Below are 25898 nucleotides of genomic sequence, written 5' to 3' on the forward strand. Positions count from 1 at the left end.
AACAAGTATTCTGTTTAGCTAGAGGGCGGTGAGAAGCCTCGCACCACATGACACGATGGATCCGCGTGCGATCGGATCGCCGCCGAGATCAGACAGGACGGACGCCGAGATGCCGCGATTGAACGAGGCGACACGCGTGCAGCGCCGAGAGGCCATCGCCGTGGCAGCCATGCGCTGTTTCGCGCGTGACGGGTTCGCGAGCACTTCGATGGCGGACATCATCGCCGAGGCGGGCTCCTCCGCCGGATCGGTCTACTCTCATTTCGCCAGCAAGGCGGAGCTGGTGCGGTTCACCGCGTCGAGCGCCATGAGTGAGTTGGTCGCCGCCGCGAGTGGGGGCCTGCCGTCCGAGCGCGGGCCGGCAGTCATCCTCGCGCACCTGCTGGAGGCGAGCGACCGATCCACGCGTGCGCGGTCCCTCCTGCAGATCTGGGCGGAGGTGCCGCGCGACCCCGAGCTCGAGGAGATCGCGACGCACAATCTGGCCGACCTGCGCGCGCACATCAGCGATGCGCTCTCCGACTGGTGCCGTGACTCGACGCGGAGCGCCGCCATCTCGGGCGATCAGGATGCCGCGGCACAAGCACTCGCCGACGTCATCCTGACCTCGCTCCAGGGCTACCTGGTGCGCGTCACGATCGATCGCTCGATCGATTCGCGAGCGCTCGCGTCGCGGCTGACGGGCGTGCTCGAGGTGCTCTAGACCACCGCCCTCGCGGCCACCACCTCGTTCACAGTCCGCAGCACCGGGAACGACCCCAGCGCCTCTGCATCGAGCGGCTCGGGCGACGTCACCGTGATGCGCGTGACCTCGCCGGGGACGATGTCGATGTCGGCGTCGTCGGTCCACGCGGCGGCGACCAGCCGATCGGGGAACAGGCAGAGACCGCGGACGAACTCGCCGGCCGTGATGTCGACCGCCTGCTGACCGTCGCGCCATTCTCCGACCTCGACCTGGAGGACAGCCGCCTGCAGGGCGAGCGCCTTGTCCTCGACGAACACGTGACTCGTCGCTCGCGCACCGGAGACGTCGACGCGCACGACCTCACGCCGCGCGTCATCCGGCGTCGCGACATCCGCGTCGACGGGCTCCCCGACGCTGTCGAGAGCCGGCACGGTCAGCGAGACGGCCTGCTCGGCGAGCACGGTGCCGTCGAACGCGAGCCGGCGGATGCTGCCCGCCACCGTCCAGTCCTCGATCGAGTCGTTGACCGCGACGAGCATCAGGCTCCCGTCGGGCATGGGCTGCACGGTGACGATGCGCTCGGCGTTCGAGCGGCGGAGTCCGTGCCAGAGCGGCTTGCGTCGTCCGTCGCCGTCGACGGCCGCCCACGACGTCACGGGCCAGCAGTCGTTGAGCTGCCAGACGATCGTGCCCATGCAGTGCGGGCGCTGCGACCGGTAGCGCTCGATCGCGAAGACGATGGCGCGCGTCTGGTTGAGCTGCGTGAGGTAGTGCCAGTCCTCCATCGACTGCGGCTCGGGCAGGTGCGGCTCCATGCCGCGGGCGAGCTTCTCGTTGCCGTCTGCAGCCTTCTGGTGCAGCAGCATCCCCGGCGATTCCGGCGTGAGGGGCTGGTCGTGGATCGAGCGGGTGAGCGTCGACCACGTCGGCGGACCCTGGAAGCCGAACTCCGAGACGAAGCGCGGCTCGTAGTCGGCGTACGTCGTGTAGTCGACGCGGTTCCACACGTCCCAGATGTGCACGTTGCCGCGATCGAAGTCGTTCGGGTGGAACTCCATCGACCCCGAGAACGGGCTGCCCGGCCAGTACGGCGTGGTCGGGGCGAGCTCGGCGACGATCGGCGGAAGCAGCTCGGTGTAGTAGCCGAGGCCCCAGGTGCGGTCGCCGAGCTCCTCCTGCCAGTTCCAGTCGAACCAGCCCCAGATGTTCTCGTTGCAGCCGTTCCAGAGCACGAGGCTCGGGTGGGTCGACAGTCGCAGCACGTTGTCGCGCGCCTCGGCGACGACCTCGCTGCGGATCGGCTCCTCCTCGGGATACGCGGCGCAGGCGAACAGGAAGTCCTGCCAGGTCAGTACGCCGAGCTCGTCGCAGATGCCGTAGAACTCGTCACGCTCGTAGATGCCTCCACCCCACACGCGCAGCATGTTGAGGTTCGCACCGATGGCCTGCTCGATGCGGTCGCGGTAGCGCTCCTCGGTCAGGCGGGAAGGGAAGCAGTCGTCGGGGATCCAGTTGGCGCCGCGGATGAACAGCGGGATGCCGTTGATGATGAAGGTGAACTTCGAGCCGGCCTCGTCCTCCGACGTGTCGAGCTCGACCGTGCGGAAGCCGACCCGCCGGGTCCAGGAGTCGCTCGTGGTCTCGCCCTCGCGCACCGAGACCTCGAGTTCGTAGAGCGGCTGCTCGCCCATCCCGCGCGGCCACCAGACGGCGGCTTGCGGCACGCGCACCTCGGCATCGACGGTTTCGCCGTCGACCGGGACGTCGACATGACGGCCGCCGATGGAGACGGTGAGCACGCGACCCGTGGCGACGGCATCCGCTTCTGATCCAGACGTCGCGAGCAGCGCAGTGACGCGCACCACGCCCTCGTCGCCGTCGAGCGTCAGGGCGGGGCGCACCTCGGCGAGGCGGGCGCCCGACCAGGACTCGAGCCGCACGTCTTTCCAGATGCCGGCGGTGACCAGTTGGGGACCCCAGTCCCACCCGAAGTTCGCCGCCATCTTGCGGATGAACCCGAACGGCGTCGGGTACGCGTTGGGCAGGTCGCCGAGCTCGGCCTTCACCGACTCCGCGTACTCCCACGCGGAGTCGAAGGTGACCTCGAGGTCGTTCGCGCCGGCGCGCAGCCGATCGGTGACGTCGAAGCGGTAGGTGCGGTGCTGGTTGAAGGTGCGCCCGACCTCCTCGCCGTTCAGCGACACGGTCGCCACGGTGTCGAGGCCGTCGAACACCAGCTCGGTGCGCTCTTCGCCGGCATCCGCCCATTCGACAGTGGTGCGGTACGCCCAGCGCGTGTGCCCGATCCACTCATCCTTGAGCTCGTTCAGATCGAGGTACGGATCATCGATCAGTCCCGCCGTGAGGAGGTCGGTGTGCACGGTGCCGGGGACGGTCGCGGGAATCGAATCCGGCAGCGCGGATGCCGGGCTCGCGGCATCCGGAGCGACGGCGCGGAGCGTCCATCCGCGGGTGAGGGAGGAGACCTGGGTCACTTGGTGCCTGCTTTCGAAACGACTCGGGGGATCGTGTGGCTTGACCCAGCCACGCTACCTGCCGGGGCCGCCTTCTGTTGCTAGGGTCGCGCACGTACCGATGCCCACCACGACCGGAACGAGGATGAGATCGTGAGCGAGCCCGCCAAGGCCAGGACCAGGACGGACGCCCTGTGGCGCGTCATCATCATCGCCATCTTCGTGATCGGAGTGGCGGTCGCCCTCGCATTCCCGCTGCTCAACGGCAACTGGCGGTCCGTGTTCGCCGCCGTGCCGGTCTTCGCCTTCGGCATCCTGATCGCCGCGATCCGCTCGATCCGTCACTGAGGCGGGAACGGATGCCGCGGCGAAGCGCTGTTTCCGCGACCTGTAGCGTCTGCTTGATTCGGTACCGAACAGATGGAGGACGTACATGTCACGCCGATTGTTAGCGCTCATGGCGGAGCTTTGGGACACGTTTCCGGTCTGGGAGAGAACGCCTGGTGAAGGAGGCGGGCCGCTCGATCCCGAGACCTCGGGTCTCTCAGAGCAGCTCATCCAGGATCTCATCGCCTGGAACTCTCGAGGGCAGAAGTACTTCTCCCCGAAGCCACCCGGGAATGAGTGGGACTGGGAGGACGAACTGAATCAGTGGAAAAAAGAGGGCCGAAGCCTCGCCAAACGCATCGAAATCGAACTCGGACAAGAGATCGACGTGCACGTTGACTACAGGCCCTGATGCGGATCGACCATCAATCGTCGGCGTGTCGCGCACCCGATGGTCGGAGTCAACGAGTCCACCGACGACGATCGATTTCGACGGGTCTGTGGTCACCCGAAGCTGACGGGAGGCGGGGTGGCCAGCACCGCGGTCAGCAGCCCCAGCACGAGCACCGCGCTCAGTCCGACGACGATCCATACCGTGGCACGCCGGGCGCGCGTCGGCCGATCGCCGCGCAGCCCCACGAGCGCGGCGGACAGCAGCAGAACGAGCCAGGCCACGAGCGAGACGACGCCCATCCCGATACCGATCGCCCGCTCGGTGTCGTCCGCATCGGAGTACTCGATCACCATGAGGCCCGGGCCCGCCAGGGTGAGGCCGGAGAGTCCGAGCATGAAGCCGCCGAAGAGTCCGGCGAGCGTCGCCGCGATGGCGAGGATGACAGTTCCGACGATCCGCACGGTCCGATCACCCGCAGGACAGGTTCGAATAGACCTCGATGACCCGTTCGATATCGGGGTATCCCGCCTCCTCCAGCGCTACCCGCACGTCCTCCCGCACGGACTCCAGGTATGCGGACCCTCGGAGCCTGATCTCGGGAACGGAGTCGAGGTCCGGATCGTCATCGAGAAGTGTGTACCAGTCCCTCCACTGAGAGTCGCTCACCGCGGCGTTCTCGAGAGCTTCCGCGGCGATGCGGTTCGCCTCGGCGGGCGGATCGTCGACCGCGGGGCTGAGCCACCAGCTGATGTCGCAGGTGCCACCGGGCACCGGCACCGCCTCCGAACGGTCGGGGCCGCTCAGCGGCGGCAGGGGACCGCATGCGGTCAGTGCGAGCACGCCCGTCGCCAGGGAGACACCGAGGAGAACACGCCCGCGCATGCTGTGATCCTAGGCGACGTCTCCGAGCAGAGGCCGTCACGGATGAAGCCCCACCGGTCGCCGGCTCCCGCATGATCGACGGCGAACCGCGTCAGACCCCATCCGCGGCCAGCCGCTCCCGCAACCTCTCCAGCCGCACGGCCGCCTGCACGCGGAACCGGTATTCCGGGTCGCTCCAGTCGCCCTCGAGCAGAGCCCACACGCGCTCCAGCCGCTGCTGCACGGTGTTCGTGTGCACCCGCAGTGCGGCCGCGGCGGCCCGCCGGCTCTCCCCGCCGTCGAAGTAGGCGCCCAGCGTCTCGACGAGCAGCGTGCCGCGGCGGGCATCCCACTCCCGCACGGGCCCGAGCAGGTCGTCGACGTAACGCGCCACGGCATCCGGCGCGGCCGAGGTGAGCACGTGGTACGGCGCGAAGGCCTCGGAACGCACCGTCGCACCGGTGATGCCGAGCGGCGCGAGGAACCGCAGATCGCGCGTCGCCCGATCCACGGCGTCGCGCAGGGAGGGGATGCCGTACTCGACCGCTCCGACCACCGCCGTGGCGTCGGGCTGGCGCAGCCGGTCGGCGAGCACGCGCCGCACCCGCTCGGTCGCCGCCGCGGCATCCGGCACGCCCCAGGCGATGATCAGGTGGTTCTCGCGCTGCGCCACGAGGCCGTCGTCGCCGACCGCATCCGCCGCCGCCGTGAGCGCGCCCTCTCCCCCGCGCACGTCGACCACCGCGCACGCCGTGATCGTCGCGGAGAACTCGGAGCCGAGCTCCGCGGCTTCCCGCGCTGTCGCTCCATCGAGAAGGCCGAGCAGCAGATGGGCACGGCGGTCGGCCCGCAGAGCCGACACCGCCTCGCGTTTGAACGACACCAGCGCGGCGACGTGCGCGGCCCGCTCCAGTGTCGGTCGGGCGACGTCCTCGACCGGCGCATCCTCCGGCTCCTCGGCGACGATCGCGCCGAGCACGCGGTCGGCACCCAGGATCGCGACGACGAGCCACCGGTGCCCGCCGTCGTCGATCGTCGCGGCGTGACCGCTGCGCTGACTCTCGCGCACGGCATCCGCCAACAGGGCCCGCGCCGGCAGGCCGGTGCGGGCGCCGGCCGAGGCTTCGAGTGGGCGGGCCGCCTCATCGACGGCCCACACCCGGCGACCGAGCCGGTCGGCGAGAGTGGCGACGAGATCGACCACCGTGGCGCCCGACATCACGGCCGCCGTGAGCTGCTCATGGATGCTGCTCGCCACCTGCGTCGCCTCGAGATGCCGCTGCAGCTCCTGATACGCAGCCTCGGCACGCGCACGGGCAGCCGCGCTGTCGGCCAGCACGCGCGCACTGTGCAGCACCGCCGCCGCGTGATCGGCGAAGGCCGACAGCAGCAGGACCTGCTCGGGCGTGAAGTCGTGCGCGAAGCGGTTGCAGGCGAACAGCGCGCCGAGCACCTCGTCGCCGACCGCGAGCGGCACGCCGAGGAACGACACCAGCCCCTCGCGTTCGACGGCCGCATCGATCGACGCGTCGTGCGGAGCATCCGCCATCCGCGTGTACTGGCGCACCCAGACCGGCTCCCGACTCTGCGCGACCAGGCTCGCGAGGCCGAACCCGGCCGGCACGAGCAGATCACGGAACTCGGGGGTGACCGTGCCGACCGAGTACCGCACGCGAAGGTCGCCGCCCGTGTTCTCGACCTCGGAGAGATAGGTGACGTCGGTGCCCATCAGCTCGTGTGCCCTCTCCACCAGCCGGCGCAGCACATCGGTCACGTCCTGCAGCCGCACGAGCTCGCGCGCGGTGGAGAAGAGGGCTTCGAGCTCGGTCGCTCGACGTCGCAGTCGTGCGGTCAGCTGCTGCGACTCCTGCACCGAGGTCAGCAGCTGCTCGAGCTCGGCGGCGGCGACACCGGCTTCGGCGAGCAGCTCGGCGAGCGCGGTCATGCCCTCACCCGGCTCCGAGCGGATGGCGGCGACGACCTCGGTCACCAGGGCCGACGACGCACCGGACGAGGCTCGGGGCTTCTCAGCCATCGCACCTCCTCGGGAAGCGGCCATCGGGATCGACAGCAGTCTACGAGCGCCGCTTCCGCCTAGGCGTGCGAAGGGAAGACCGGCGCGCGGCGCGCAGCGAAAGCGGCGAGGCCCTCGCGGGCGTCAGCGCTCGCGAACGCCTGCTGCCCGAGCACGGCCTCCTGGCGGAACGCCTCGTCCTCCGGCAGGTCCTGCAGCGCGCGCACCGCGCGCTTCACGGTCGCGACGGCGGTGCGGCTCTTCGTCAGCAGCTGCTCCGCCACGGCGAGCGCCTCGTCGCGGAGGTCGGATGCCGGCACGACGCGGTTGACGAGCCCGTACCGCAGCGCGGTGTCGGCGTCGATGCGCTCTCCGCGCAGCATCAGATCCATCGCGAAGGCGTAGGGGATCTGCCGCACGAGCCGCACGAGCGTGCCGCCCGCCGGGACCACGCCCACCCCGGTCTCGGGCAGCCCGAACTCGGCGTGGGACGCGGCGAGACGGATGTCGGTGGACAGCATGATCTCGAAGCCGGCGCCGAGGGCCAGGCCGTTGATCGCCGCGATCACCGGCTTCTCCAGCGTGGAGTGCTTCTGGTGCGCGGCATCCCACTCGCTGATGTCGAACCGCTCCTCGGTCAGCGCAGGGATCGACTCGCCGAGGTCGGCGCCGACGCAGAACGCGCGATCCCCCTCACCCGTGAGCACCGCGACGCCGATGCCGGCGTCGTCGCGCACCTCGGCGAACGCAGCACCCAGCTCGTCGTACATCGACAGCGTCATCGCGTTCAGCTTCTCGGGACGATCGATGGTGATGACGCCGATGCCGCCGTGCCGCTCGAGACGGATGCCCATCAGACCGTGCCTCCGGCGCGCAGTGCCTCGACGTCGTCGGTCGAGTAGCCGAGCAGGTCACGGAGCACGTCAGCCGTGTGCTGGCCGATCTCCGGCGCGAGCCCCGCCGTCTTCGCCGGGGTGCGGTCGAGCTTGACCGGCGACCCGAACGTACGCAGCGACCCGTGCCCCGGGTACTCGGCCTCCACGATCATGCCGCGCGCGGTGATCTGCGGATCCTCCACGACCTCGCCGATGTCCTTCACCGCGCTCAGCGGCACGAGGTCGCCGGCGAGCTGCTCCAGCTCGGCCTTCGTGCGGTCGGCGAACCAGCGCTCGACCATGGGCCGCACCTCGGTGCGGTAGACCTCGGCGTCGAAGCGCGCGGCCATCGTGTGCAGATCGGGGTGCGCCTCCCAGTCGGCCGCGGTGCCGAACGTCTCGCACGAGATGCGCCAGAACTTGTCGGTGTACCCGCCGAAGAACACGAACCCGTCGCGGCACGGGAACAGCTCGTACGGCCGGACGAACGGATGCTCGTTGCCGAGCGGCTCCGGAATCGTGCCGTCGACCGTGTACGCCACGACCGCGTTCTCGGTGAGCGTGAGCACCGAGTCCTGCTGCGAGACGTCGACCAGCTGCCCTTCGCCGGTGCGCTCGACGTGGCGCAGCGCCGAGAGCACGCCGATCACGCCGTACAGGCTGGCGGCGAGGTCGCCGATGATCGTGCCGACCCGGGTCGGGGGTCCACCGGCGGGACCGTTCATCGACCACAGTCCGCCGGTCGCCTGCGCGCTGTTGTCGTACGCCGGCCGCGACCGGTACGGACCGGTCTGCCCGTATCCACTGAGCGCCGCGTAGACGAGGCGCGGGTTCACGGTGCGCAGTCGCTCGTACCCGTGCCCGAGGCGGTCCATCGTGCCGGGACGGAAGTTCTCGACCAGCACGTCGGCCTTCTCGACCAGTCGGTCGAGCACCGCCGCGGCATCCGGGCTCTTCAGATTCAGCGTGACGCCGAGCTTGTTCCGGTTGTACTGCGCGAAGAACCCGCTCAGCGGCTCCTCCCCCTCGCGGTCGAGCAGCGGCGGGAACGTGCGGGTGTAGTCGGGGTCGCCCGGGTTCTCGACCTTGATCACGGTCGCGCCGAGATCGGCGAGGATCATCGAGCAGTATGGACCGGCGACCACCCGCGTGACGTCGAGCACGACGACGCCGTCGAGGGAGCCGGGCGCGGCATCCACTCCGCCGAGGGTGTTCAGCAGGGCGCGCGTCGCGTCATCGATCATCGAGAGGATCCTTCGTTCGAGGGGACTGATGCCGCGGAGCGCTGGGCCGCGCGCCGCGTGAGGCGGTGCAGGAGCGTCGCCGCGACGAGCGTGACGAGGCCCGCCACCACGATGTAGAGCGCGATCGCCCAGGATCCTTCGAAGACCGACAGCAGCTCGAGGTAGATGATGGGCACGAACGCCGAGCCGATGATCGTGCCGATCCCGAGCGCCAGCGACATGCCCGTGTAGCGGATGCGCACATCGAAGGCCTGCGCGTACAGCACGCCGAGGGTTCCGTACGTGGCGCAGAAGGCGATCGTCATCGCGAGGTAGGCGACGTACGCGGCGGCGAGGCTGCCGGTGTCGATCAGCCAGAACGCGGGGAAGGCCAGCAGCACCGACAGGATCGTGCCCGCAGCGAAGACCTTCGCGACGCCGAAGCGGTCGGCCAGCCATCCGGCCAGCGGCAGTCCGCCGAGGGCCAGGACAGAGCAGATCGTCGCGATCGTCAGCATCTCGGACCGCTCGTGGCCGATGAACTCGGTGCCGTAGGTGAGGCTGAACGTGAACAGCATGTAGAAGACGGCTCCGATGACGGCGAAGCTGAGGGCGGCCAGCAGGACCTGCGCGGGGTGGGTCTTGAGCGTGTCCCACAGCGGCACCTTGGCGGCCTTGCCGGCATCCCGCATCTTCTCGAACTCGGGGGTCTCGGTGATCTTCAGACGGATGAACAGGCCGACGAGCACCAGCACGGCGCTGATCAGGAACGGCACCCGCCACCCCCACTCGGCGAACGCGTCGCCTGGCAGCGCGACGAGCGGCAGGAACACCAGGGTCGACAGGGTGAGACCGAGCGCGAGCCCGACCTGCGGGAAGCTGCCCAGGAAGGCGCGGCGCCGCGGCTCGGCGTGCTCGACGACCAGCAGCACGGCGCCGCCCCACTCGCCGCCGAGGGCGAAGCCCTGCACGAAGCGCAGCACCATCAGCAGGATCGGAGCTGCGACCCCGATCGCGGCGTACGTCGGCAGGAGACCGATGAGGAACGTGGCGGCGCCCATGAGCACGAGCGAGATGACGAGCATCTGCTTGCGTCCGATGCGGTCGCCGAAGTGCCCGAACACGATCGACCCCAGCGGACGCCCGAAGTACCCGACCGCGATGCCCCCGAACGCGAGGATCGTGCCGACCAGCGGGTCGTAGTCCGGGAAGAACAGCCCGTTGAGGACGAGGGCCGCCGCCGTCGAGTAGGCGAAGAAGTCGAACCACTCCACAGTGGTGCCGACGACGCTGGATGCGACGATGGTGCGGATCTGCGACGGTGCGGCCGGGCCGTTCTCTCCGGATGCTGCGCCTGAGCGGCGCGTCGCGGTGGATGCCAAGGTCATGAGGGGAGTGTCCTTTCCGCCGGCATCCGCGCTGAAGCCGGCAGTGTCCAGCCTGGCGGGGAGTCGCGCGACGGAATATGTGCTCAAGGGCTATAGCCAGGAGCTGAGCATGGCGTCTGTGGCTACGGCATCCGGTGCCTGTTCGGCGGGGTGCCGCCGCGTCGGGAGGAGAACTCTGTGTCGGGAGGAGGTCGCGACGGGGTTTCTCCGCCTCACGCGGAGATCTCCGCCTATCGCGGTGGCGTGGGCGCGCGGAATGAAGGAGATCACAGCGAATGAAGGAGCGTCTGTCTGATTCGGCCCTTCAGAACGCGAGATCTCCTTCGTTCCATGAGCCGGTGCGGATGCTCTGGGCGGCGGCATCCGCAGGGCATCGCCAGGAGTCAGGGCCTCGGGAGGAGAACTCTGCCTTGGGAGGAGGAAACGCGGGGATTTCTCCTCCCGTCGCGGAGATCTCCGCCCGTCGTGGTGGCCGAGGGCGCGCGGAGCCGGAGGCCGGGCGCGGATGCTGCCGAGCCGGAGGCCGGGTGCGGATGCCGCGGCACCGGCCTCAGCCGCGCTCGAGCCTCCTCCAGGCCAGTTCGGCGAGCACCTGCGCCTGGAGAGGAAGCACGGCGTCGTCGAAGATCGCGTTGTCGGAGTGCAGCGGCAGCGGTCCGCTGTCGGGCGCGGCGCCGACGAAGACCAGGGCGCCCGGCACCTCTTCCAGCACGTACGAGAAGTCCTCGGAGGCCATCGACGGGGCCGCGAGCCGGGTCACCCGCTCCACCCCGACGACCTCGTCGAGCGCCGCGAGCACCTCGCGCGTCTCGGCCGGGTCGTTGTAGGTCACCGGGTACGACGCGATGAACTCCGTCTCGAGCGTGCAGCCGTTCGCCTCGGCGATGCCCGTGAGCAGCACCGGAAGCTGCGTGCGCACCGTGTCGAGCGTGACCTGTGACAGCGTGCGGATGTTCGCCTCGAGCGACACGCTCGCCGCGAGCACGTTGCTCGCCTCGGAGTCGCTGCTGAGACGGGTGATCGAGATCACGGCCTGGTCGGTGGCGGGCAGCCGCCGGGCGGCGAAGGTCTGCACCGCGAGGATGAGCTGCGCGGCCACGGGCACCGGGTCGATCCCGAGCTGCGGGAACGCGGCGTGACCGCCCGTGCCCCGGAGCGTCATGCGCATCGCGCTGGCGCTGGCCATCATGGCGCCCTCGCGCGTGACGAGCTGCCCGCGCGGCGTCGCGCTGTCGACGTGGATCGCGTACGCCGCGACCGGGCGTTCCCCCGCGGCGTCGAGGACGCCCTCCTCGATCATGATGCGACCGCCGGCCTGCCCCTCCTCGCCGGGCTGGAACATGAAGATCACGGTGCCGGGCAGCTCGTCCCGACGGGCGACCAGCAGGCGGATGGCACCCAGGAGACCGGCCATGTGCAGGTCGTGCCCGCACGCGTGCATCGCCCCCGAGGTCGAGGCGAACGGCAGGCCCGTCGCCTCGGCGACCGGGAGTCCGTCCATGTCTCCACGCAGCAGCACCACGGGCCCGGGTCGACCGCCGCGCAGCACGGCCGTGATCGACGACAGCGACGTGCCGCGCGTGATCTCGAGGCCGAGGCCTTCCAGCTCGCGCAGCAGGATCGCCTGCGTCTGCGGAAGGTCGAGGCCGATCTCCACCGCCTGGTGCAGCTCCCGCCGCACCGCGATCAGGTCTTCGCGCAGCTCTTCCGCCGTGGCATCCGCGAACCGTGTCGTCATCCGAACTGCATCCTCTCGCCGAGCACAGGCACCGCGTCGAGCAGATCCTGCGTGTAGGGGTCACCCGGAGCCGCGAGCAGCGTCTCCGTCGGGCCGGCCTCGACCAGCTTGCCATGCCGCATCACGCACACCTCGTCGCTGATGTACCGCACCACCGCGAGGTTGTGCGAGATGAAGAGCATCGACAGGCCGAGGTCCTGCTGCAGCTCGCGGAGCAGGTTCAGGATCGCGCCCTGCACCGACACGTCGAGCGCACTGGTGACCTCGTCGGCGATGAGAACCGAGGGCTCGCCCGCGAGTGCCCGCGCGATCGTGATGCGCTGGCGCTGACCTCCGGAGAACGCTCCGGGCCTCTCGTCCGCGCGGTCGGGGTCGAGGTGGACCTTCGCCAACAGCTCGCGGACTCGTGCCACACGCTCGGCCCTGGTCCAGCGGCGGCCGGTCGCCCGCAGCGCCTCGGCGATCGAGTCGCCGATCGGCATGAGCGGGTCCAACGCCGAGAACGGATCCTGGAACACGAGCTGCATCCGGCGGCGGGTGCGACGGGCCGCGGCGTTCGTGCCGACGGCATCCGCTCCGTCCACTCTGATCGATCCCGACTCGGGGCGGACCAGCCCCACGGCGGCGGCGGCGATGGTGCTCTTGCCCGATCCCGACTCGCCCACCAGCCCGACGGTGCGCCCCTTCGGCACCGCGAGACTCACGTTCTCGACCACACGGGTGCGGCCGTACCGGACGCTCAGGTTCTCGATCTCCAGCGCGTTCACGTTCTCCTGCGTGCTCACACCGTCACCTCCCGATCGTCGTGGACATCGTCGTGGTTCTCGTCGAGGGCCTCGGGCACGAGCTCCGGCGGGATCACGGGCAGCGGCCGCGTGCGGTCGCTGTTCATGTCGGGCAGGCAGGCGATCAGCGCCTTCGAGTACGGATGCCGGGCGTCCTCGCGGATGCGGCGGGCGTCGAGCGTCTCGACCGCGCGGCCGTCCTTCATCACGATGACCCGGTCGCAGAACGCCGAGACGAGGGCGATGTCGTGCGAGATGAACACGATCGCCGCGCCCGTCTCCTCCTGCGCCCGGTGCAGCACGCCCATCACCTGGCGCTGAACCGTCACGTCGAGCGCGGTGGTCGGCTCGTCGGCCACGATCAACCGCGGACGCCCGGTCATGGCCATGCCGATCATCGCGCGCTGCCGCATGCCTCCGGAGAACTCGTGCGGATACTGCTTCAGCCGCTGCGCGGCGTTCGGGATGCCGACGGCGTCGAGTGCGTCGGCCGCCCGGGCGCGCGCCGCCTTCGGCCGCATGCCCATGTGCACCTCCGGCACCTCGGTGAGCTGGCGACCGATGGTGAGCGCCGGGTTCAGGGAGGTCAGCGGATCCTGGAAGATCATGCCCAGCTCGACGCCGAGGCGCGAGCGATCCGCAGCCGACGGCGCCCGTGTCATGTCGATCCCGGCGAAGGTGTGGGCCGACGTGGTGATGATGGCGTCGTCGCCGAGCAGACCGGCCAGTGCCATCGCCGTCAGCGACTTGCCCGATCCGGACTCCCCGACGATGCCGACGATCTCGCCGCGCGCGATGCGCAGGTCGACCCCGCGGACCCGCTCGACGGTGCCGCCGTCGGGGGTCGCGAACGCGATGTGCAGGTCGCGGATCTCGGCGACCACCTCGCCTTCGGGCTCTGCGCTCTCCGCCACCAGCTCACGACGACGCGAGGAGATGGTCACCGCTCCCGCCGCACGTGCGGCGACGGCACGGAATCCGGCGCCCCGGGACCCCGCGACCGCCTCGCTCACCATGGTGAAGACGAGTCCCGCGAGGACCACGGCGAGGCCGGGGCCGAGGGCGGCGAGCGGGTTGACGTAGATGCGCAGGATCCCCTCCTGGAGCATCCGTCCCCAGTCGTACTCGGGCGCCTGCACGCCCAGGCCGAGGAACGACAGCCCTGCGAACGAGAGCAGCGTCACGCTCGCTGTCGCCGCGGCGTTCACGAAGAACGGGTTCGCGATGTTCGGCAGCACGTGTCGCAGGAGCACGCCGATCGGTCCGACTCCGACGACCCGCGCGGCCCGCACGTAGTCGCGCCCCGAGACGGAGGCGGCGAGGTTGTAGACGAGTCGGGCGAACGAGGGGATGCCGGCGAAGCCGATCGCGAGCATCGCCCCGGTCGCCGTCGCTCCCCAGATGACCGTGAAGAACAGCACCATCAGCAGCCACGGGAACGCGAGCAGGATGTCGAGCAGACCGGTGAACAGGCGCCGAGGGTATTTCGGCAGGATGCTGGCGACGAGCCCGAACACGATCCCGCCGCACAGCGCGATCGCCGTCGCGCCCAGGGTGAGCAGCAGCGTCAGGCGCGTCGCGACGAGCACGCGGGCGAGGATGTCGCGACCGAGCTCGTCGGTGCCGAACGGGTGGGCGGCGCTCGCGCCGAGGAGGCGGGACGAGACGTCGGTCGTGGTCGCCGCGTCACCCCAGATGACGGGGCCGGCGACGGCGGCGAAGAGCAGCAGCGCACTGCCGGCGATCGCCGAGATCGCGATCGGATTGAGCAACCTCTTGCGCAGAGACATCGGGATCAGCCCTCCGTGATCGACGAGCGCGGATCGATGGTGGCGAGGATGACGTCGACCACGAGGTTCACGCCCAGCACGATGAGGGCGTAGACGATGACGACGCCCTGCACCATCGGATAGTCCTTGGCGCCGACCGACGAGACCATGATCGAGCCGAGGCCGGGGATGGCGAACACGGCTTCGATGAGCACCGTCGCCGCGGTGAGTCCGGCGAGGATCATGCCGCCGACAGTGAGCGTGGCGGTCACGATGTTCGGCAGGGCGTGGCGCAGGTGGATCAGGCGCCGCGGCAGGCGCTTGGCGCGCGCCGTGGTCATGTACGTGGTGTCGAGCACCGCGAGCATCTCGACCTGCACGATGCGCACGAGGTAGGCCATGGGGCCGATCGCGAGCGCGATGACCGGCAGCACGGCATCCGCCGGCGCGCCCCAGCCCGCTGCGGGGAGCCAGCCCAGCCGCACCGCGAAGAGCGAGATCAGTCCGACCGCGAGCAGGAAGCTGGGCACCGCGATCAGGATGCCGAGCACGGCCGAGACGGCCATCGACAGGCCGCGGCGGCGGCCCGAGCGGGCGAGCACCGCCGCGCCGATGCCGGCGGGGAGTGCACCGACCACCGCGATGACGAACGCGAGGACCGCGAGGAGCAGCGTGGTCGGGAACCGCTGGGCGATCACATCGGCGACGGGACGCTGCAGACGGACGGATGTTCCGAGATCACCGGTGAAGAGGCCGCCGATGAAGCGCAGGAACTGCTCGGGCATCGACTTGTCGAGCCCGAGCTGGATGCGCGTCGCCTCGACGAGCTCGGGTGTCGCGCTCTGGCCGAGGGCCGCACGCACCGGGTCTCCCGGCACGAGGTACATGAGCAGGAACGAGGCCATGATGACGACGGCCAGCGAGACGACCAGGCGCCCCAGCCGGCGGAGCAGGAAGGCGGTGCGCGGAGTGAGCCCCCGGCGCAGGCGGCGCTCCTCCGCCCGCGCCGCCAGAGCGGCCGTGGTCGTGTCGACCACGTCGGCGGTCGCGAGCGGAGGAGTCGTCGTCATGATGTCAGCCGAGCATCCGGATCGAGGTGGGCTGGATGAAGTTCGGCAGATCGAACGTCGCACCCGACTGGTAGGTCGGCAGGATGTTGTCGATCACCGGGAACACGTCGAAGCGCTCGATGAGTTCCTTCTCCGCATCCTGCCAGATGCCGCAGGCCTCCTCCGGGCTCGCGCTGGAGGCCTCGGTCACGAGGGCCGAGTACTCCGGGTTGTCGACCCACATGAAGTTCAGACCGCCCACGTCGGGCGTCGCTCCGTCGAAGAAGACCGACAGCAGCACGGGTCCGCCCGGCGCGATCTGGACCCAGCCGGTGTCCCAGTCGAACGACGTGTAGAGCTGCTCGGACCACGCGGCCGCGTCGTTGCCGGAGAGCTCGGTGGTCACGCCGAGACCGTCCCACGTCTCCTTCACGAGCTCCGCCGCGGCGGCGTGCGTCGAGGTGGGCGCGTTGTAGACGAACTTGATGGTGAGCGGCTCGCCGTTCTTGTAGCGCAGGCCGTCGTCCTCGAGAAGCCATCCGGCCTCGTCGAGCAGTTCGGCGGAGCGGTCGAGGTCGGTGTCGGGCAGCGACCATTCGGGCTCGTCCGCGACGCACAGCAGCGGGTTCTTCGTGACGAGCGAGATCGACTCCAGACCCTCGCCGTCGGCGATGACCGTGCCGACCTCGTCGCGGTCGATCGCGGTCGACAGCGCCTCGCGGACGAGCGGGTCGGAGAACGGACGCCCCTCCTTCTCGTTGAAGAGGATCTCGCCGACCGGGTTGCGCACGCCGACGAAGGTGAGCCCGGCGGCATCCAGACGGGAACGATCCGCACCCGAGATGGTCGCGGCGTTGATCTCGCCGGACACCAGCAGGTTGGCCGCGGTGCTCTCGTCGGAGATGACGCGCGCCTCGATCGTGTCGGGAAGGCCCTCGGTGTCGCTCGTGACGTCGTCGGGGCCCCACGTGTAGTCGTCGCGCTTGGTGAACGTGTAGGTGTCACCCGGCTTGATGTCGCTGAGCGCGAAGAGGCCGGTGCCGTCGGTCGCGTCGGACATCGTGGTCGGGTCGGCCAGGCCGGCGTCGCACACCAGCTGGATGGTGCCGATGTTGACCACGAGGAACGGGTTGTTCTCGGTGCTCGTCACGGTGACGGTGTTGCCCTCAGCCGTCGCCGAGATCTTCTCGTCGATGACGGAGCCGTACGAGAACGTCGCGTTCTCGGGATCGGCGTTGTAGTTCAGGTTGTCGGCGACGGTCTGTCCGGTGAACTCGGATCCGTCGGCGCACGTGATGCCGTCCTTGAGGGTGAAGACGACCTCGGTGCCCGTCTCCTCCCAGCTCTCGGCGAGCCACGGTTCGAGCTCGCCCTCGGGCGTCACGGCGATCAGCGATTCGTAGGCGAGGCTGATCACCGAGAAGGTGTCGGGCGAGACCGCCTTGAGCGGGTTGAGGTCGCCCGGGTCATCGCCCACGGCGGTGACGAAGGTGCCGCCCGAGACGACCTCGCCTTCGGACGGACCGGTGGAACCCGCGCAGGACGTCAGTGTCAGCGCGAGCGCAGAGAGAACGGCGGCCACGGGTACTGCGGTACTGCGTTTCATTGCGATCTCCTCTTATCGGGTGGGAAGTGCGGGGGTACGGCGGCGGTGCAGGGTACGGCGGTGGTGCGGATCAGCGGACGGGCGCCTCGGCGGAGAGCCGGGCGAGGGGTCCTGCGGCCTTGACGGTCACGTTGACGGTGGGCTGAGCGGTGTACGGCACGTGGGTCTCGAGCACCTCGACCACCGACACCTGCAGCGGGTCGGCCCCGGCCTGGATGGCCTTCGCCACGGCCGCCTCGGATGCCTGTTCGATCGCGGCATCCCGATCGCCCATCGGGGCCATCTGGTCGGCACGTCCGCCGGCGAGCGAGATGGCCGCGCCGACCGCGTTGGCGACGCCGCCGTGGTCCGGACGCAGGATGCGTCCGGCGCTGGCGAGCCGGTCGGGAACGAGGAAGCCGCCGCCGCCGACGACCACCAGCGGGATGTCGAGGCGCCCGAGCGAGAGGCGCTCCACCGCCTCCTCCAGGCGGTCGGCGACCACGGCGAGCGCGGCTTCCAGCGCCGCGGACACGGTCGAGGAGAGCGGCGGCAGCGAGCGACCGGCCACCGGGCTGCCGGCGAGCGCCGCGGCATCCGTCAGCGTCGGGGTGGAACCGCCGAACAGCAGCCCCTCCGGATCGATGCGGTAGCCGACCGAGTCCGGCCCGACCCGCCCGGTGGCGACGTCGACGACCGTCCCGCCGCCGATGCCGACGCTGAGGATGTCCGGCATCCGGAAGTTCGTGCGCACCCCGCCGATCTCGCGCGGCAGCGTGGATTCACGCGGGAATCCGCCGACGACGACGCCGAGGTCGGAGGTCGTGCCGCCGACGTCGATGACGATCGCGTCGTCGTGGCCCGACAGGTAGGCGGCGCCGCGGATGGAGTTCGCCGGTCCCGAGCCGATCGTCAGGACGGGATACTGCGCCGCATAGTCGAGCGACATGAGCGTGCCGTCGTTCTGCGCGAAGAAGGTGGCGGCGTCGAGCCCCTCCTCGGCGACGACGGTGACGAGCGCCTCGGTCACCGAACGCGCGACGCTGTAGAGCGCGGCGTTGAGCAGCGTGGCGTTCTCGCGCTCCAGCAGACCGGTCGGGCCGATGTCCTGACTGAGGAAGACCCGGGTGTCCTGCCCGAGATGGCCGCGCAGCAGTTCGGCGACCTCGAGCTCCTGCTCGGGCGAGGAGGGGCTGAAGATCCCGGCGACGGCGATCGCGTCGAAGTCGTCGAGTCCGTCGACGAAGCGCAGGATGCCGTCGCGATCGAGCGGCGAGATCGGCGTGCCGTCGACCATGTGTCCGCCGCCGAGCATCGCGGATCCGGCGAGCACCATGCGCACCAGGTCGTCCGGCCAGCCGGTGAGCGGCGGGTACTCGGTGGCGGCGGGCGCCCCGAGACGGATCATCGCGACCCGGTCGAGCTGACGCCGCTGCACGATCGCGTTCGTCGCGTGCGTGGTGCCGAGCATGACGCGCGAGACCCGCGAGCGGTCGTCGCCGATGGCGGCGAGCACGTCGCTGATGCCCGCGCGGATGCCGCCGGTGATGTCGTCGGTCGTCGCCCGCTTGGTCCAGGCCAGCACCCGGCCGTCACCGTCGAGCACGACGGCGTCGGTGTTGGTGCCGCCGACGTCGACGCCGATCGCCAGGTCGCGCGCGGTCATCGGGTTGCTCCTTCGAAAGGGACGTAGGGGAGGTCGTAGCCGAAGGCCGCCGGCCCTGCGAGCTCCAGCCCGCGGGGTGTGCGCCAGATCGGATCGCAGGCCCAGGCGAGCACCGACACCCGCTGGCCGAAGCGCAGCATCTCGGTGGTGATCGCGTGCCCTGTCTCGGCGTCGATGATGGTGATGAGGTCGGGCACGCTGGCGAGCACCGCGCCGTCTTCGAGCACCAGGAGGTTCTCGTTCTGCAGCTCCAGTCGCTGCAGGCGTCCGCGGTCGGTGCCGGTGCCCGAGATGGTGACCGAGCCGCGCACGAAGCCGCCGGCGGTGCGGCGGTCGAGGTCGGTGATCTTGCCGGTCATCAGCACGCGGGCGTCGAGCTCTTCGGCCACGGCGGCCACCGGGTCGGACGACGACATCAGCGCGTGGCCGACACGGATGGACGCGCTCACGGTGCCTTCGATCACGGCCCCGCGCACGGTCTCGGCCGTCATCGGGTAGTGCGCGCCGAGGCAGATCGAGCCGCTGGCGACGGTGAGTGCCCGCGCGTGGCGCTCGAGCCAGTGCAGATCGATGGTCTTCATGACCGAGATGTTGCCGACGACGTCGCTCTGGACCGCCCACTCGCACGGCACCCCTGCGACGTTCATCGCGACCATCGCGGCATCCGGGAACGCGCGACCCATGCCGTCCGCGTCGAGAACCTTCAGCCCGAGGCGGGCGGCCCAGCCGATCGGCTGCACGCCGTTGCCGCCGCCGATCTCCGCCGCCATGAGGGTCGTGACCTTGCGACCCAGCAGCCGCTCCGCCTCGGCGAGCAGCGCATGGATCTGACCGGTGGCCGAGAGCATCTCGATGCCCACCGTGGGGGCGCCGATGCCGGACATCAGGATGACGACGTCGTCGGGTCCGAGTTCGTCGACCGTGACGAGCGGCACGGGTCCGTGATCGCGCAACGCGTTCTCGACCATGATCTGGCTGGTGTACACGGCGCCGCCGCCGCCGGTGCCGAAGATCGCGGTGCCGATGCCGAGCGCGGCGACGTCTTCGACCGTGATCTCGGTGATGCGCTCGGTGCGCGCGATCGGGGATGTCTGTGCCATGTGATCACGCTACGGTCGGGGTGAACCCCCGGCAATGTTCCCAGGAGCCAGTGTTTCCCGGCATACTGTGCGGATGGCACAGTACACGCTGGAAGACTTGCGCGGTGATGCGGGCCGCCTCGGACTGCTGCACGTCGCGGGGCCCGTCGACTCCCGCATCGTCGTGCGCGTCGACATGGCGGCGGTCGATCGACTCGACGCCGTGCCCGCCGGGACGCTCGTCATCATCCCCGGCGAAGAGCAGCCGCCACCGTATCGGATCGATGTGGCGCTGCGGCAGGCCAGTGCGCGCGGGCTCGCCGGCATCGTGTTCACCACCGCAGTCGCCCTCGCCGAGACCGCCACCGTCCTCGCGACCCGGGGCGGTGTGCCGGTGTTCTCCGCCGCCGGCATCGGCGCCGCAGACCTGGCGAAGACGATCGACCGCGCGATCTCCGGAGGCGCCTCCGAGGCCATGATGCGCGGGGCGCACGCCGTGTCTGCGGCCACCGAGGCCGCCGAGGCATCCGAGAGCACTCCGGAGAGCATCCTCGCCGCCGCGAGCGGGGCGCTCGGCATCGAGCTGTCGATGATCGCCGATCCGACCGTGACGTGGGCGGCATCCGACGCGGTGTGCATCGGCGAGGTGCCCGTGGGGCGTCTGGTGGCGGCGACCACCGACGGAGCCACGGCCGTCTCTGTGCCGGTGATCGCGTCGCTGCTGTCGCGTGTCGTGCAGCGCCAGAGCCGCGACCGCTACGCTCCGACCCAGTCCCGCGCCGACCTGCTCGTGGAGCTCGTGCTCGCCGAGTCGTCGCGCGTGGAGGGCTTCGTCGGGCAGGCCGCGCGGCTCGGGCTGCCGCTCCCCCAGTCGCACGTGGTGGCCTGGCTCGCGCCGACCCATACGGCGGATGCCGAGGCCCGGGCGCCCCGCAGCGTGCAGCCCGCCCTCGAGCTGTTCGTGCTGCAGCTCGTGGAATCGCGCGAGGAGATGTGGCACGCGGCCTTCCTGCAGGACGACCTCATGCTGGTGTGCACCGAGGAGCACGGCGCCGGCGACCACCAGCGCCGCGTGCGTGAGGTGGCGCGGCTGATCCAGCACCAGGCCCGAGAGCTCGCGGGCACCGAATGGGCGTACACGCTGGGGCTGGGCACGCCCAAGCTCGGCGCGCTCGGGCTGCGGCAGTCGGCCGCCGAGGCCCGGATCGCCGCGGAGTCCGCGATCGCCGCCGGGCGTCTGGGCGGGGTCGAGCTCACCGACGTGACGGGGCTGCGGCGCGTGCTGCTCGACGTGTACGCGTCGCCGATCAGCCGCGACCTGCTGCACGATGTGCTGCGCCCCCTCGACGAGCTCGGTCCGGAGCGCGCGCTGAATGCCGTGCGCACACTGCTCGTGTACCTCGCGCACGGCCGCTCGCTCGTGCACGCGGGCAAGGAGCTGATGCTGCATCCGAACGGCGTCGGCTACCGCATGCGCCGCATCCGCGAGCAGCTCGACATCGACCTCGACGATCCGGACGTGCGCTTCGCGGTCGAACTCGCATGCCGGGTGCGGCTCTTGGGGGCGGGGTAGGCGGCCGCGGTCACTCACCGACCTCGGCGCGCAGCGCAGCACCGTCAGCGTCGAGCTGCGGCGCACGCGGCAGGTGCGCGGTGCCGTTCGTGCCGAGCGCCGACCGTGCGATCGAGACGCCGTCGTCGTGCTCGATGAGGCCCAGCGCCGCGGCCTGCTCCCCGGCCGCTGCCTCTTCGGGGCTGCGCACCCGGGCCACGAGTACGCGCGCCGCTTTCAAGCGGGTGACCACCTCGTCGAGCGTCAGAACGCGCACCCGTGAGGCGAGCACCGCCTCGAGCTCGTCGCGACCCTCGACGCGCGCCTGGTTGCCGGCCCAGCGGTCCGCGCCGAGCGGCTCTCCGAGATCCAGCGCCGACACCAGTCGTGCGAACATCGCGTCGTTCGTCGCGCCGAGCACGACGCTGCCGTCGGCCGCCGCGAACGCCCGATACGGCACGATCGACGGATGCGAGCTGCCCCAGGGCTTCGACGGAGGGCCGCCCGCCGAGGTCGCCGCGATGACCGTGCCGAGCGAGCTCAGCGCTGTGGCGAAGAGCGAGAACTCCAGGCGCCGCCCGACGCCCGTGCGGGTGCGTTCGAGGAGCGCCGCGAGCACCCCGTTGATCATCGACATGCCGGTCGCGATGTCGACCATCGCCACCCCCGAGCGCACCGGATCGGCTCCCTCGTACCCGGTGACGTGCATGAGCCCCGACTCGGCCTCGACCGTGACAGCGGTGCCGGGTTCGGCGGCCAGCGGCCCGTTCGGGGAGAAGCCGCTGATCGACGCGTAGACCAGCCGAGGGAACCGCTCGCGCATCGCGTCCGGACCGATTCCCAGGCGCTCGGCCACGCCCGGCCGGAAGCTCTCCACCAGCACATCGGCCGACTCGACGAGCCGGAGCGCGACGGCGCGGTCCGCGGCATCCGTCAGGTCGAGCGCGATGCTGCGCTTCCCTCGGTTGATCGCGTGGAAGTATGCGCTCGCGCCGTGCACGAACGGCGGGCCCCAATGCCGGGTCTCGTCGCCGATGCCCGGCTGCTCGACCTTGATCACGTCGGCGCCCAGCTCGGCCAGCGTCATCGTCGCGTAGGGGCCCGCGAGCAGTCGCGTGAGATCGATCACCCGGATGCCGGCGAGCGGCAGGAACGCGCCGTCTTCGGTCATGCGTGGCTCCGGTGCGTGTTCATCGTTGCGAGGCTATGCCCCGCGGCATCCGCCGACGATGGATGCTGCGCACACCCGAGGGCGTCGCTGCTGAGCGTTCCCTCCACTCCCGTCTGGCTGACTTCGCACTGCCGGGAGGAGGATTCCGCGCTGATACTCCTCCCAAGAGAGGGAACTCAGCCCATCAGCGAGTCACCGCAGGAACACCCGCTCGCCACGCACCCAGGTCTCGGCGACGCGCACGGCGGCGATCTCGTCGTCGGGCACGGTGAAGACGTCGCGATCGAGCACGGCGAAGCTGCCGTCGCACCCCGGCGCGAGAGTGCCGACGCCGGTCAGCGGCGAGAGCGTCGCCGCACGTGAGGTGTACAGCAGCAGGGCCTGGGCGACCGTGATCGCGGCTTCGGCGCCGAACTCGATGCCGTTGTACGTGCGGCGGCGCACGGCGGCCTCGACCGAGAGCATCACGTCGTCGGCCCCGCTCCATGCCGTGGCGGGCCGGTCCGACGACAGCGCGAGCGGGCCGAGTCCGGCGTACAGCCGGGCGATCGGATACGCATCGGGCACCTGCTCGACGCGCAGCGCCTTCTCGTAGCCGTCGTACTCGGCGAAGAAGAACACCGTGTGCGTCGCGATGCCGAACGACATGCGCGCCGAGGTGAGGCGTGCGAGATACGCGTCGCTCACGATCGTGGCGTGCTCGATGCGCACCGAGGGGATGCCGTCGAGCCACGGCTCCGCGTCCGCGAAGAGCTCGACGACCCGGTCGAGAGCCCGGTCGCCCATGGCGTGCACGGCGAGCTGCACTCCGTTGCGTCGCGCCCAGTCGCCGGCCGCGAGCACGTCGGCGTCGTCGACCAGTCGCAGCCCGTGATCGCATGAGTCGGGATAGGCCTCGTGCACCCACGCGGTGCGGTTGGAGTAGGCGCCGTCGAGCACGACCTTCACTCCGGCGATTCGGATCTGCCCCTCGCGGTCGCCGGGAGACAGGTCGGCGAGCGGCGCCGCCGGATCCCACCCCGGGTACAGTGCGACCTGCGTGCGAAGTCCGCGCTCGACCGCCGCGCGGAATGTCGCCAGAGGCTGATCGATGCGCGACGACAGCAGGTCGCACACCGCGACGATGCCGCGCGAGGCGAGCTCTTCGCCGATCGATAGGATCGCCGCGAGCTGGTCCTCGCGTGTGGGCGCGGGGATGAACCGGGTCACCGCGTCGACCGCGGCGAGCTCGGTCAGCACCCCGTTCGGCTTCCCGACGGCGTCGCGCTCGAAGCGGGCGCCCTCCGGGTCGACCGTGTCGGCGGTGATACCCGCGACTTCGAGAGCCTTCGTGTTGCACACGGCGGAGTGGGCGTCGCAGCGCCACACCAGCACCGGACGTTCGGTGCTCACACGATCGAGGTCTTCGGCCGTCGGCATCCGCCCCTCGGGGAACTTCGTGTCGTCGAATCCACGGCCGAGCACCCACGCCTTCGGGTCGGCGAGAGAGGAGGCGTGCCGCTCGAGCACGGTGACGAGGTCGTCGGGCGACATGACCGCGGGCGGGAAGCACTCGGCCGCCGCCGCAGTCCCGGCCAGGAGCGCGGGATGCGTGTGACTGTCGAGGAGTCCGGGCAGCACGGTGCGTCCGCCCAGGTCGACGGCATCCGGATCGGTGACGTCGGCGGAATCGCCGAGCCAGTCGATGAGGCCGTCGGCGATCCGGAACGCCGAGGCGAACGCCGTCTCGGACTCGCCGGTGAACACCCGGCCGTTGGTGAAGGTCGTCATGCCGTCCTCAGATCGTTCGCCAGGTGAATCGTCCGCCGAGCAGGGTGGCCGCGACGGGCATCGTGCGCAGTTCATCGCGGTCGCTCGCGTACGGGTCGCGGTCGGTGAGCACGAGGTCGGCCGGCTGGCCGACGGCCAGCGAGGTGCGGACGGATGCCGCGAGCGCGACGTCGAGCGGCAGACGCTGCTCGGGATGCCAGGCCTCACGGTCGCCCCGACTGCGGGCGGTCGCGGCGCTCAGCGAGACCCACGGGTCGAGCGGAGCGACGGGGGCGTCCGAACCGAGGCGCAGCGCCGCACCGGAGCGGTGCAGGGATCCGAACGCGAAGGCGCGACCGGTGCGGCCGGCCCAATGCCGGTCGGCGACGTCGCGGTCGTCCATCGCGTGCTCGGGCTGCACGCTCGCGATCAACTCCAGAGCGGCGAAGCGGGCGAAGTCCTCGTCGCGCACGAGCTGGGCGTGCTCGATCACGCCCTTCATCCCGAGCGCCTCGAAGGTGTCGAGCACCTCGGTGTTGGCGCGGTCGCCGATCGCATGGACGGCGGCCTCGATCCCGGCACCCCGCGCGCGCTCAAGCAGGCGACGCAGTTCCGGGATCGGCACGCTCTCCATCCCGCACGCGTGCGGGTGGCCCGGATCCATCCCCGGATACGGGTCCCAGCACCATGCCGTACGGGTGTTCAGCGAGCCGTCGACCACGACCTTGAGACGGCCGAAGGTGACGAGCCCCTGCGCGTCGACCACGTCACCCGTGCGGCGGCCGTCGGCGATGACCGACTCGAGCCGATCCGGCCACACCGCGATGTCGGCGCGGAGGCTGGCGAGTCCGTTCGCCGTCCGCTTCGACCACTCGGCGACGTTGTCGGTGTTCTCGTACTCCACGATGCCGACGACGCCTCGCGCCGCGGCGGCATCGGCGGCCTCACGATAGGCGTCGGCCGGGAGCGCGGATACCTCGTCGAACGAGTGCATCAGCTGGATCCAGGGACCCTCGCGCAGCAACCCGGTCTCATCGAGCGCGAGACCGAACCGCCGTTCGGCCGCGCGGTTCATCCACCCGCAGTGCAGGTCACCGCTCACCAGCACGACCGGGACATCGGACACGACCGCGTCGAGGGCGTCGAGCGAGGCGGGCACGGGCCACAGTCCGTCGCGGAACCCGTACCCCATCAGCATCCCGTCGCTCAGCGGCGCACCACCCGCCCGCGCCCGCCGCACGACATCGAGCACGTCGGCCGCACTGCGGGTCTCCGTCAGATCGACACGACGGCGACGGATCACGTGCTGCGTGAAGTGCACGTGCGCGTCCCAGAACCCCGGGCCGATGAACCGCCCGTCGGCGTCCACGATCTCACCCTCGGCCGCAGCCGCACCGGCCGGGGCGATCGACGCGATGATCCCGTCGCGCAGCACGAGGTCGACGGGCTCGCCGCCGTCGAACGGGCGCGCTCCGGTCAGGGTCACGGTTTCGGTCATGATGCTCCGATCAGGA

At 70.6% G+C, this 25898-nt stretch carries 21 protein-coding genes; 4 read left to right on the forward strand and 17 right to left on the reverse strand.

Annotation, left to right across the window (positions count from 1 at the left end; translation table 11 throughout):
- Positions 1-136 precede the first annotated feature (136 nt).
- The gene (locus LC452_RS04840) at positions 137-703 is read left to right on the forward strand and encodes a TetR/AcrR family transcriptional regulator (protein ID WP_223622897.1); all 567 of its coding nucleotides are present in this window, start codon (positions 137-139) and stop codon (positions 701-703) included.
- Here the strand turns inward: LC452_RS04840 and LC452_RS04845 are convergent.
- Positions 700-3180, reverse strand: coding sequence for a glycoside hydrolase family 2 protein (locus LC452_RS04845; protein WP_223622898.1), 2481 nt, complete (start codon positions 3178-3180; stop codon positions 700-702). The two genes, LC452_RS04840 and LC452_RS04845, sit on opposite strands and share 4 nt — an antisense overlap.
- Positions 3181-3312: 132 nt before the next feature.
- On the opposite strand from LC452_RS04845, the gene LC452_RS04850 reads away from it, so the two are divergent.
- Both LC452_RS04850 and LC452_RS04855 read left to right on the forward strand, forming a co-directional pair.
- Positions 3313-3507 carry a hypothetical protein gene (locus LC452_RS04850; protein WP_223622899.1) on the forward strand — a complete coding sequence of 65 codons (195 nt, stop codon included), beginning with the start codon at positions 3313-3315 and terminating at the stop codon, positions 3505-3507.
- An 85-nt stretch (positions 3508-3592) separates the two neighbouring features.
- Complete coding sequence (locus LC452_RS04855; RefSeq protein WP_223622900.1) at positions 3593-3898, forward strand: hypothetical protein; 306 nt, start codon at positions 3593-3595, stop codon at positions 3896-3898.
- Between the two features lie 92 nt (positions 3899-3990).
- On the opposite strand, the gene LC452_RS04860 is transcribed toward LC452_RS04855, so the two are convergent.
- The 13 genes from LC452_RS04860 to LC452_RS04920 form a co-directional block, all read right to left on the reverse strand.
- Positions 3991-4341, reverse strand: a complete 351-nt coding sequence (locus LC452_RS04860; RefSeq protein ID WP_223622901.1) for a hypothetical protein — start codon at positions 4339-4341, stop codon at positions 3991-3993.
- 7 nt (positions 4342-4348) lie between these two features.
- Positions 4349-4762 carry a hypothetical protein gene (locus LC452_RS04865; RefSeq protein WP_223622902.1) on the reverse strand — a complete coding sequence of 138 codons (414 nt, stop codon included), beginning with the start codon at positions 4760-4762 and terminating at the stop codon, positions 4349-4351.
- 91 nt (positions 4763-4853) lie between these two features.
- On the reverse strand, positions 4854-6776 hold the full coding sequence (locus LC452_RS04870; protein WP_223622903.1) for a helix-turn-helix domain-containing protein: 1923 nt from the start codon (positions 6774-6776) through the stop codon (positions 4854-4856).
- Between the two features lie 59 nt (positions 6777-6835).
- Positions 6836-7609, reverse strand: coding sequence for an enoyl-CoA hydratase/isomerase family protein (locus LC452_RS04875; protein ID WP_223622904.1), 774 nt, complete (start codon positions 7607-7609; stop codon positions 6836-6838).
- Positions 7609-8874: a CaiB/BaiF CoA-transferase family protein gene (locus LC452_RS04880; RefSeq protein ID WP_223622905.1), complete on the reverse strand. Its 1266-nt coding sequence runs from the start codon at positions 8872-8874 to the stop codon at positions 7609-7611. The genes LC452_RS04875 and LC452_RS04880 overlap by 1 nt, the downstream gene beginning before the upstream one ends.
- On the reverse strand, positions 8871-10241 hold the full coding sequence (locus LC452_RS04885) for an MFS transporter (protein WP_223622906.1): 1371 nt from the start codon (positions 10239-10241) through the stop codon (positions 8871-8873). The genes LC452_RS04880 and LC452_RS04885 overlap by 4 nt, the downstream gene beginning before the upstream one ends.
- Positions 10242-10791: 550 nt before the next feature.
- Positions 10792-11979 carry a M20 family metallopeptidase gene (locus tag LC452_RS04890; protein ID WP_223622907.1) on the reverse strand — a complete coding sequence of 396 codons (1188 nt, stop codon included), beginning with the start codon at positions 11977-11979 and terminating at the stop codon, positions 10792-10794.
- The gene (locus tag LC452_RS04895) at positions 11976-12764 is read right to left on the reverse strand and encodes an ABC transporter ATP-binding protein (RefSeq protein WP_223622908.1); all 789 of its coding nucleotides are present in this window, start codon (positions 12762-12764) and stop codon (positions 11976-11978) included. Before LC452_RS04895 ends, LC452_RS04890 begins: the two co-directional genes overlap by 4 nt.
- Positions 12761-14554, reverse strand: coding sequence for a dipeptide/oligopeptide/nickel ABC transporter permease/ATP-binding protein (locus LC452_RS04900; protein ID WP_223622909.1), 1794 nt, complete (start codon positions 14552-14554; stop codon positions 12761-12763). The genes LC452_RS04895 and LC452_RS04900 overlap by 4 nt, the downstream gene beginning before the upstream one ends.
- A 5-nt stretch (positions 14555-14559) precedes the next feature.
- The gene (locus LC452_RS04905; protein WP_223622910.1) at positions 14560-15603 is read right to left on the reverse strand and encodes an ABC transporter permease; all 1044 of its coding nucleotides are present in this window, start codon (positions 15601-15603) and stop codon (positions 14560-14562) included.
- A 4-nt stretch (positions 15604-15607) separates the two neighbouring features.
- On the reverse strand, positions 15608-17188 hold the full coding sequence (locus LC452_RS04910) for an ABC transporter substrate-binding protein (protein ID WP_223622911.1): 1581 nt from the start codon (positions 17186-17188) through the stop codon (positions 15608-15610).
- A gap of 70 nt (positions 17189-17258) precedes the next feature.
- Positions 17259-18833 (reverse strand): hydantoinase/oxoprolinase N-terminal domain-containing protein, encoded by a 1575-nt coding sequence (locus LC452_RS04915; RefSeq protein ID WP_223622912.1) that lies wholly within the window; start codon positions 18831-18833, stop codon positions 17259-17261.
- A complete protein-coding gene (locus tag LC452_RS04920; RefSeq protein ID WP_223622913.1) occupies positions 18830-19933 on the reverse strand; it encodes a DUF917 domain-containing protein in 1104 nt (367 codons plus the stop codon). Before LC452_RS04920 ends, LC452_RS04915 begins: the two co-directional genes overlap by 4 nt.
- 73 nt (positions 19934-20006) lie before the next feature.
- Here LC452_RS04920 and LC452_RS04925 point away from each other — a divergent pair, with 73 nt between their 5' ends.
- Entirely contained in the window at positions 20007-21485 is a 1479-nt protein-coding gene (locus LC452_RS04925) for a CdaR family transcriptional regulator (protein ID WP_223622914.1), read from the forward strand.
- A gap of 10 nt (positions 21486-21495) precedes the next feature.
- On the opposite strand, the gene LC452_RS04930 is transcribed toward LC452_RS04925, so the two are convergent.
- The 3 genes from LC452_RS04930 to LC452_RS04940 form a co-directional block, all read right to left on the reverse strand.
- Positions 21496-22635, reverse strand: coding sequence for a CaiB/BaiF CoA-transferase family protein (locus LC452_RS04930; RefSeq protein WP_223622915.1), 1140 nt, complete (start codon positions 22633-22635; stop codon positions 21496-21498).
- A 192-nt stretch (positions 22636-22827) separates the two neighbouring features.
- Complete coding sequence (locus LC452_RS04935) at positions 22828-24405, reverse strand: amidohydrolase (RefSeq protein ID WP_223622916.1); 1578 nt, start codon at positions 24403-24405, stop codon at positions 22828-22830.
- A 7-nt stretch (positions 24406-24412) separates the two neighbouring features.
- Positions 24413-25882 carry an amidohydrolase gene (locus LC452_RS04940; RefSeq protein ID WP_223622917.1) on the reverse strand — a complete coding sequence of 490 codons (1470 nt, stop codon included), beginning with the start codon at positions 25880-25882 and terminating at the stop codon, positions 24413-24415.
- Between the last annotated feature and the right edge of the window lie 16 nt (positions 25883-25898).

This window comes from Microbacterium sp. EST19A (assembly GCF_019969685.1).
In the GTDB taxonomy this organism is placed as follows: Bacteria; Actinomycetota; Actinomycetes; order Actinomycetales; family Microbacteriaceae; genus Microbacterium.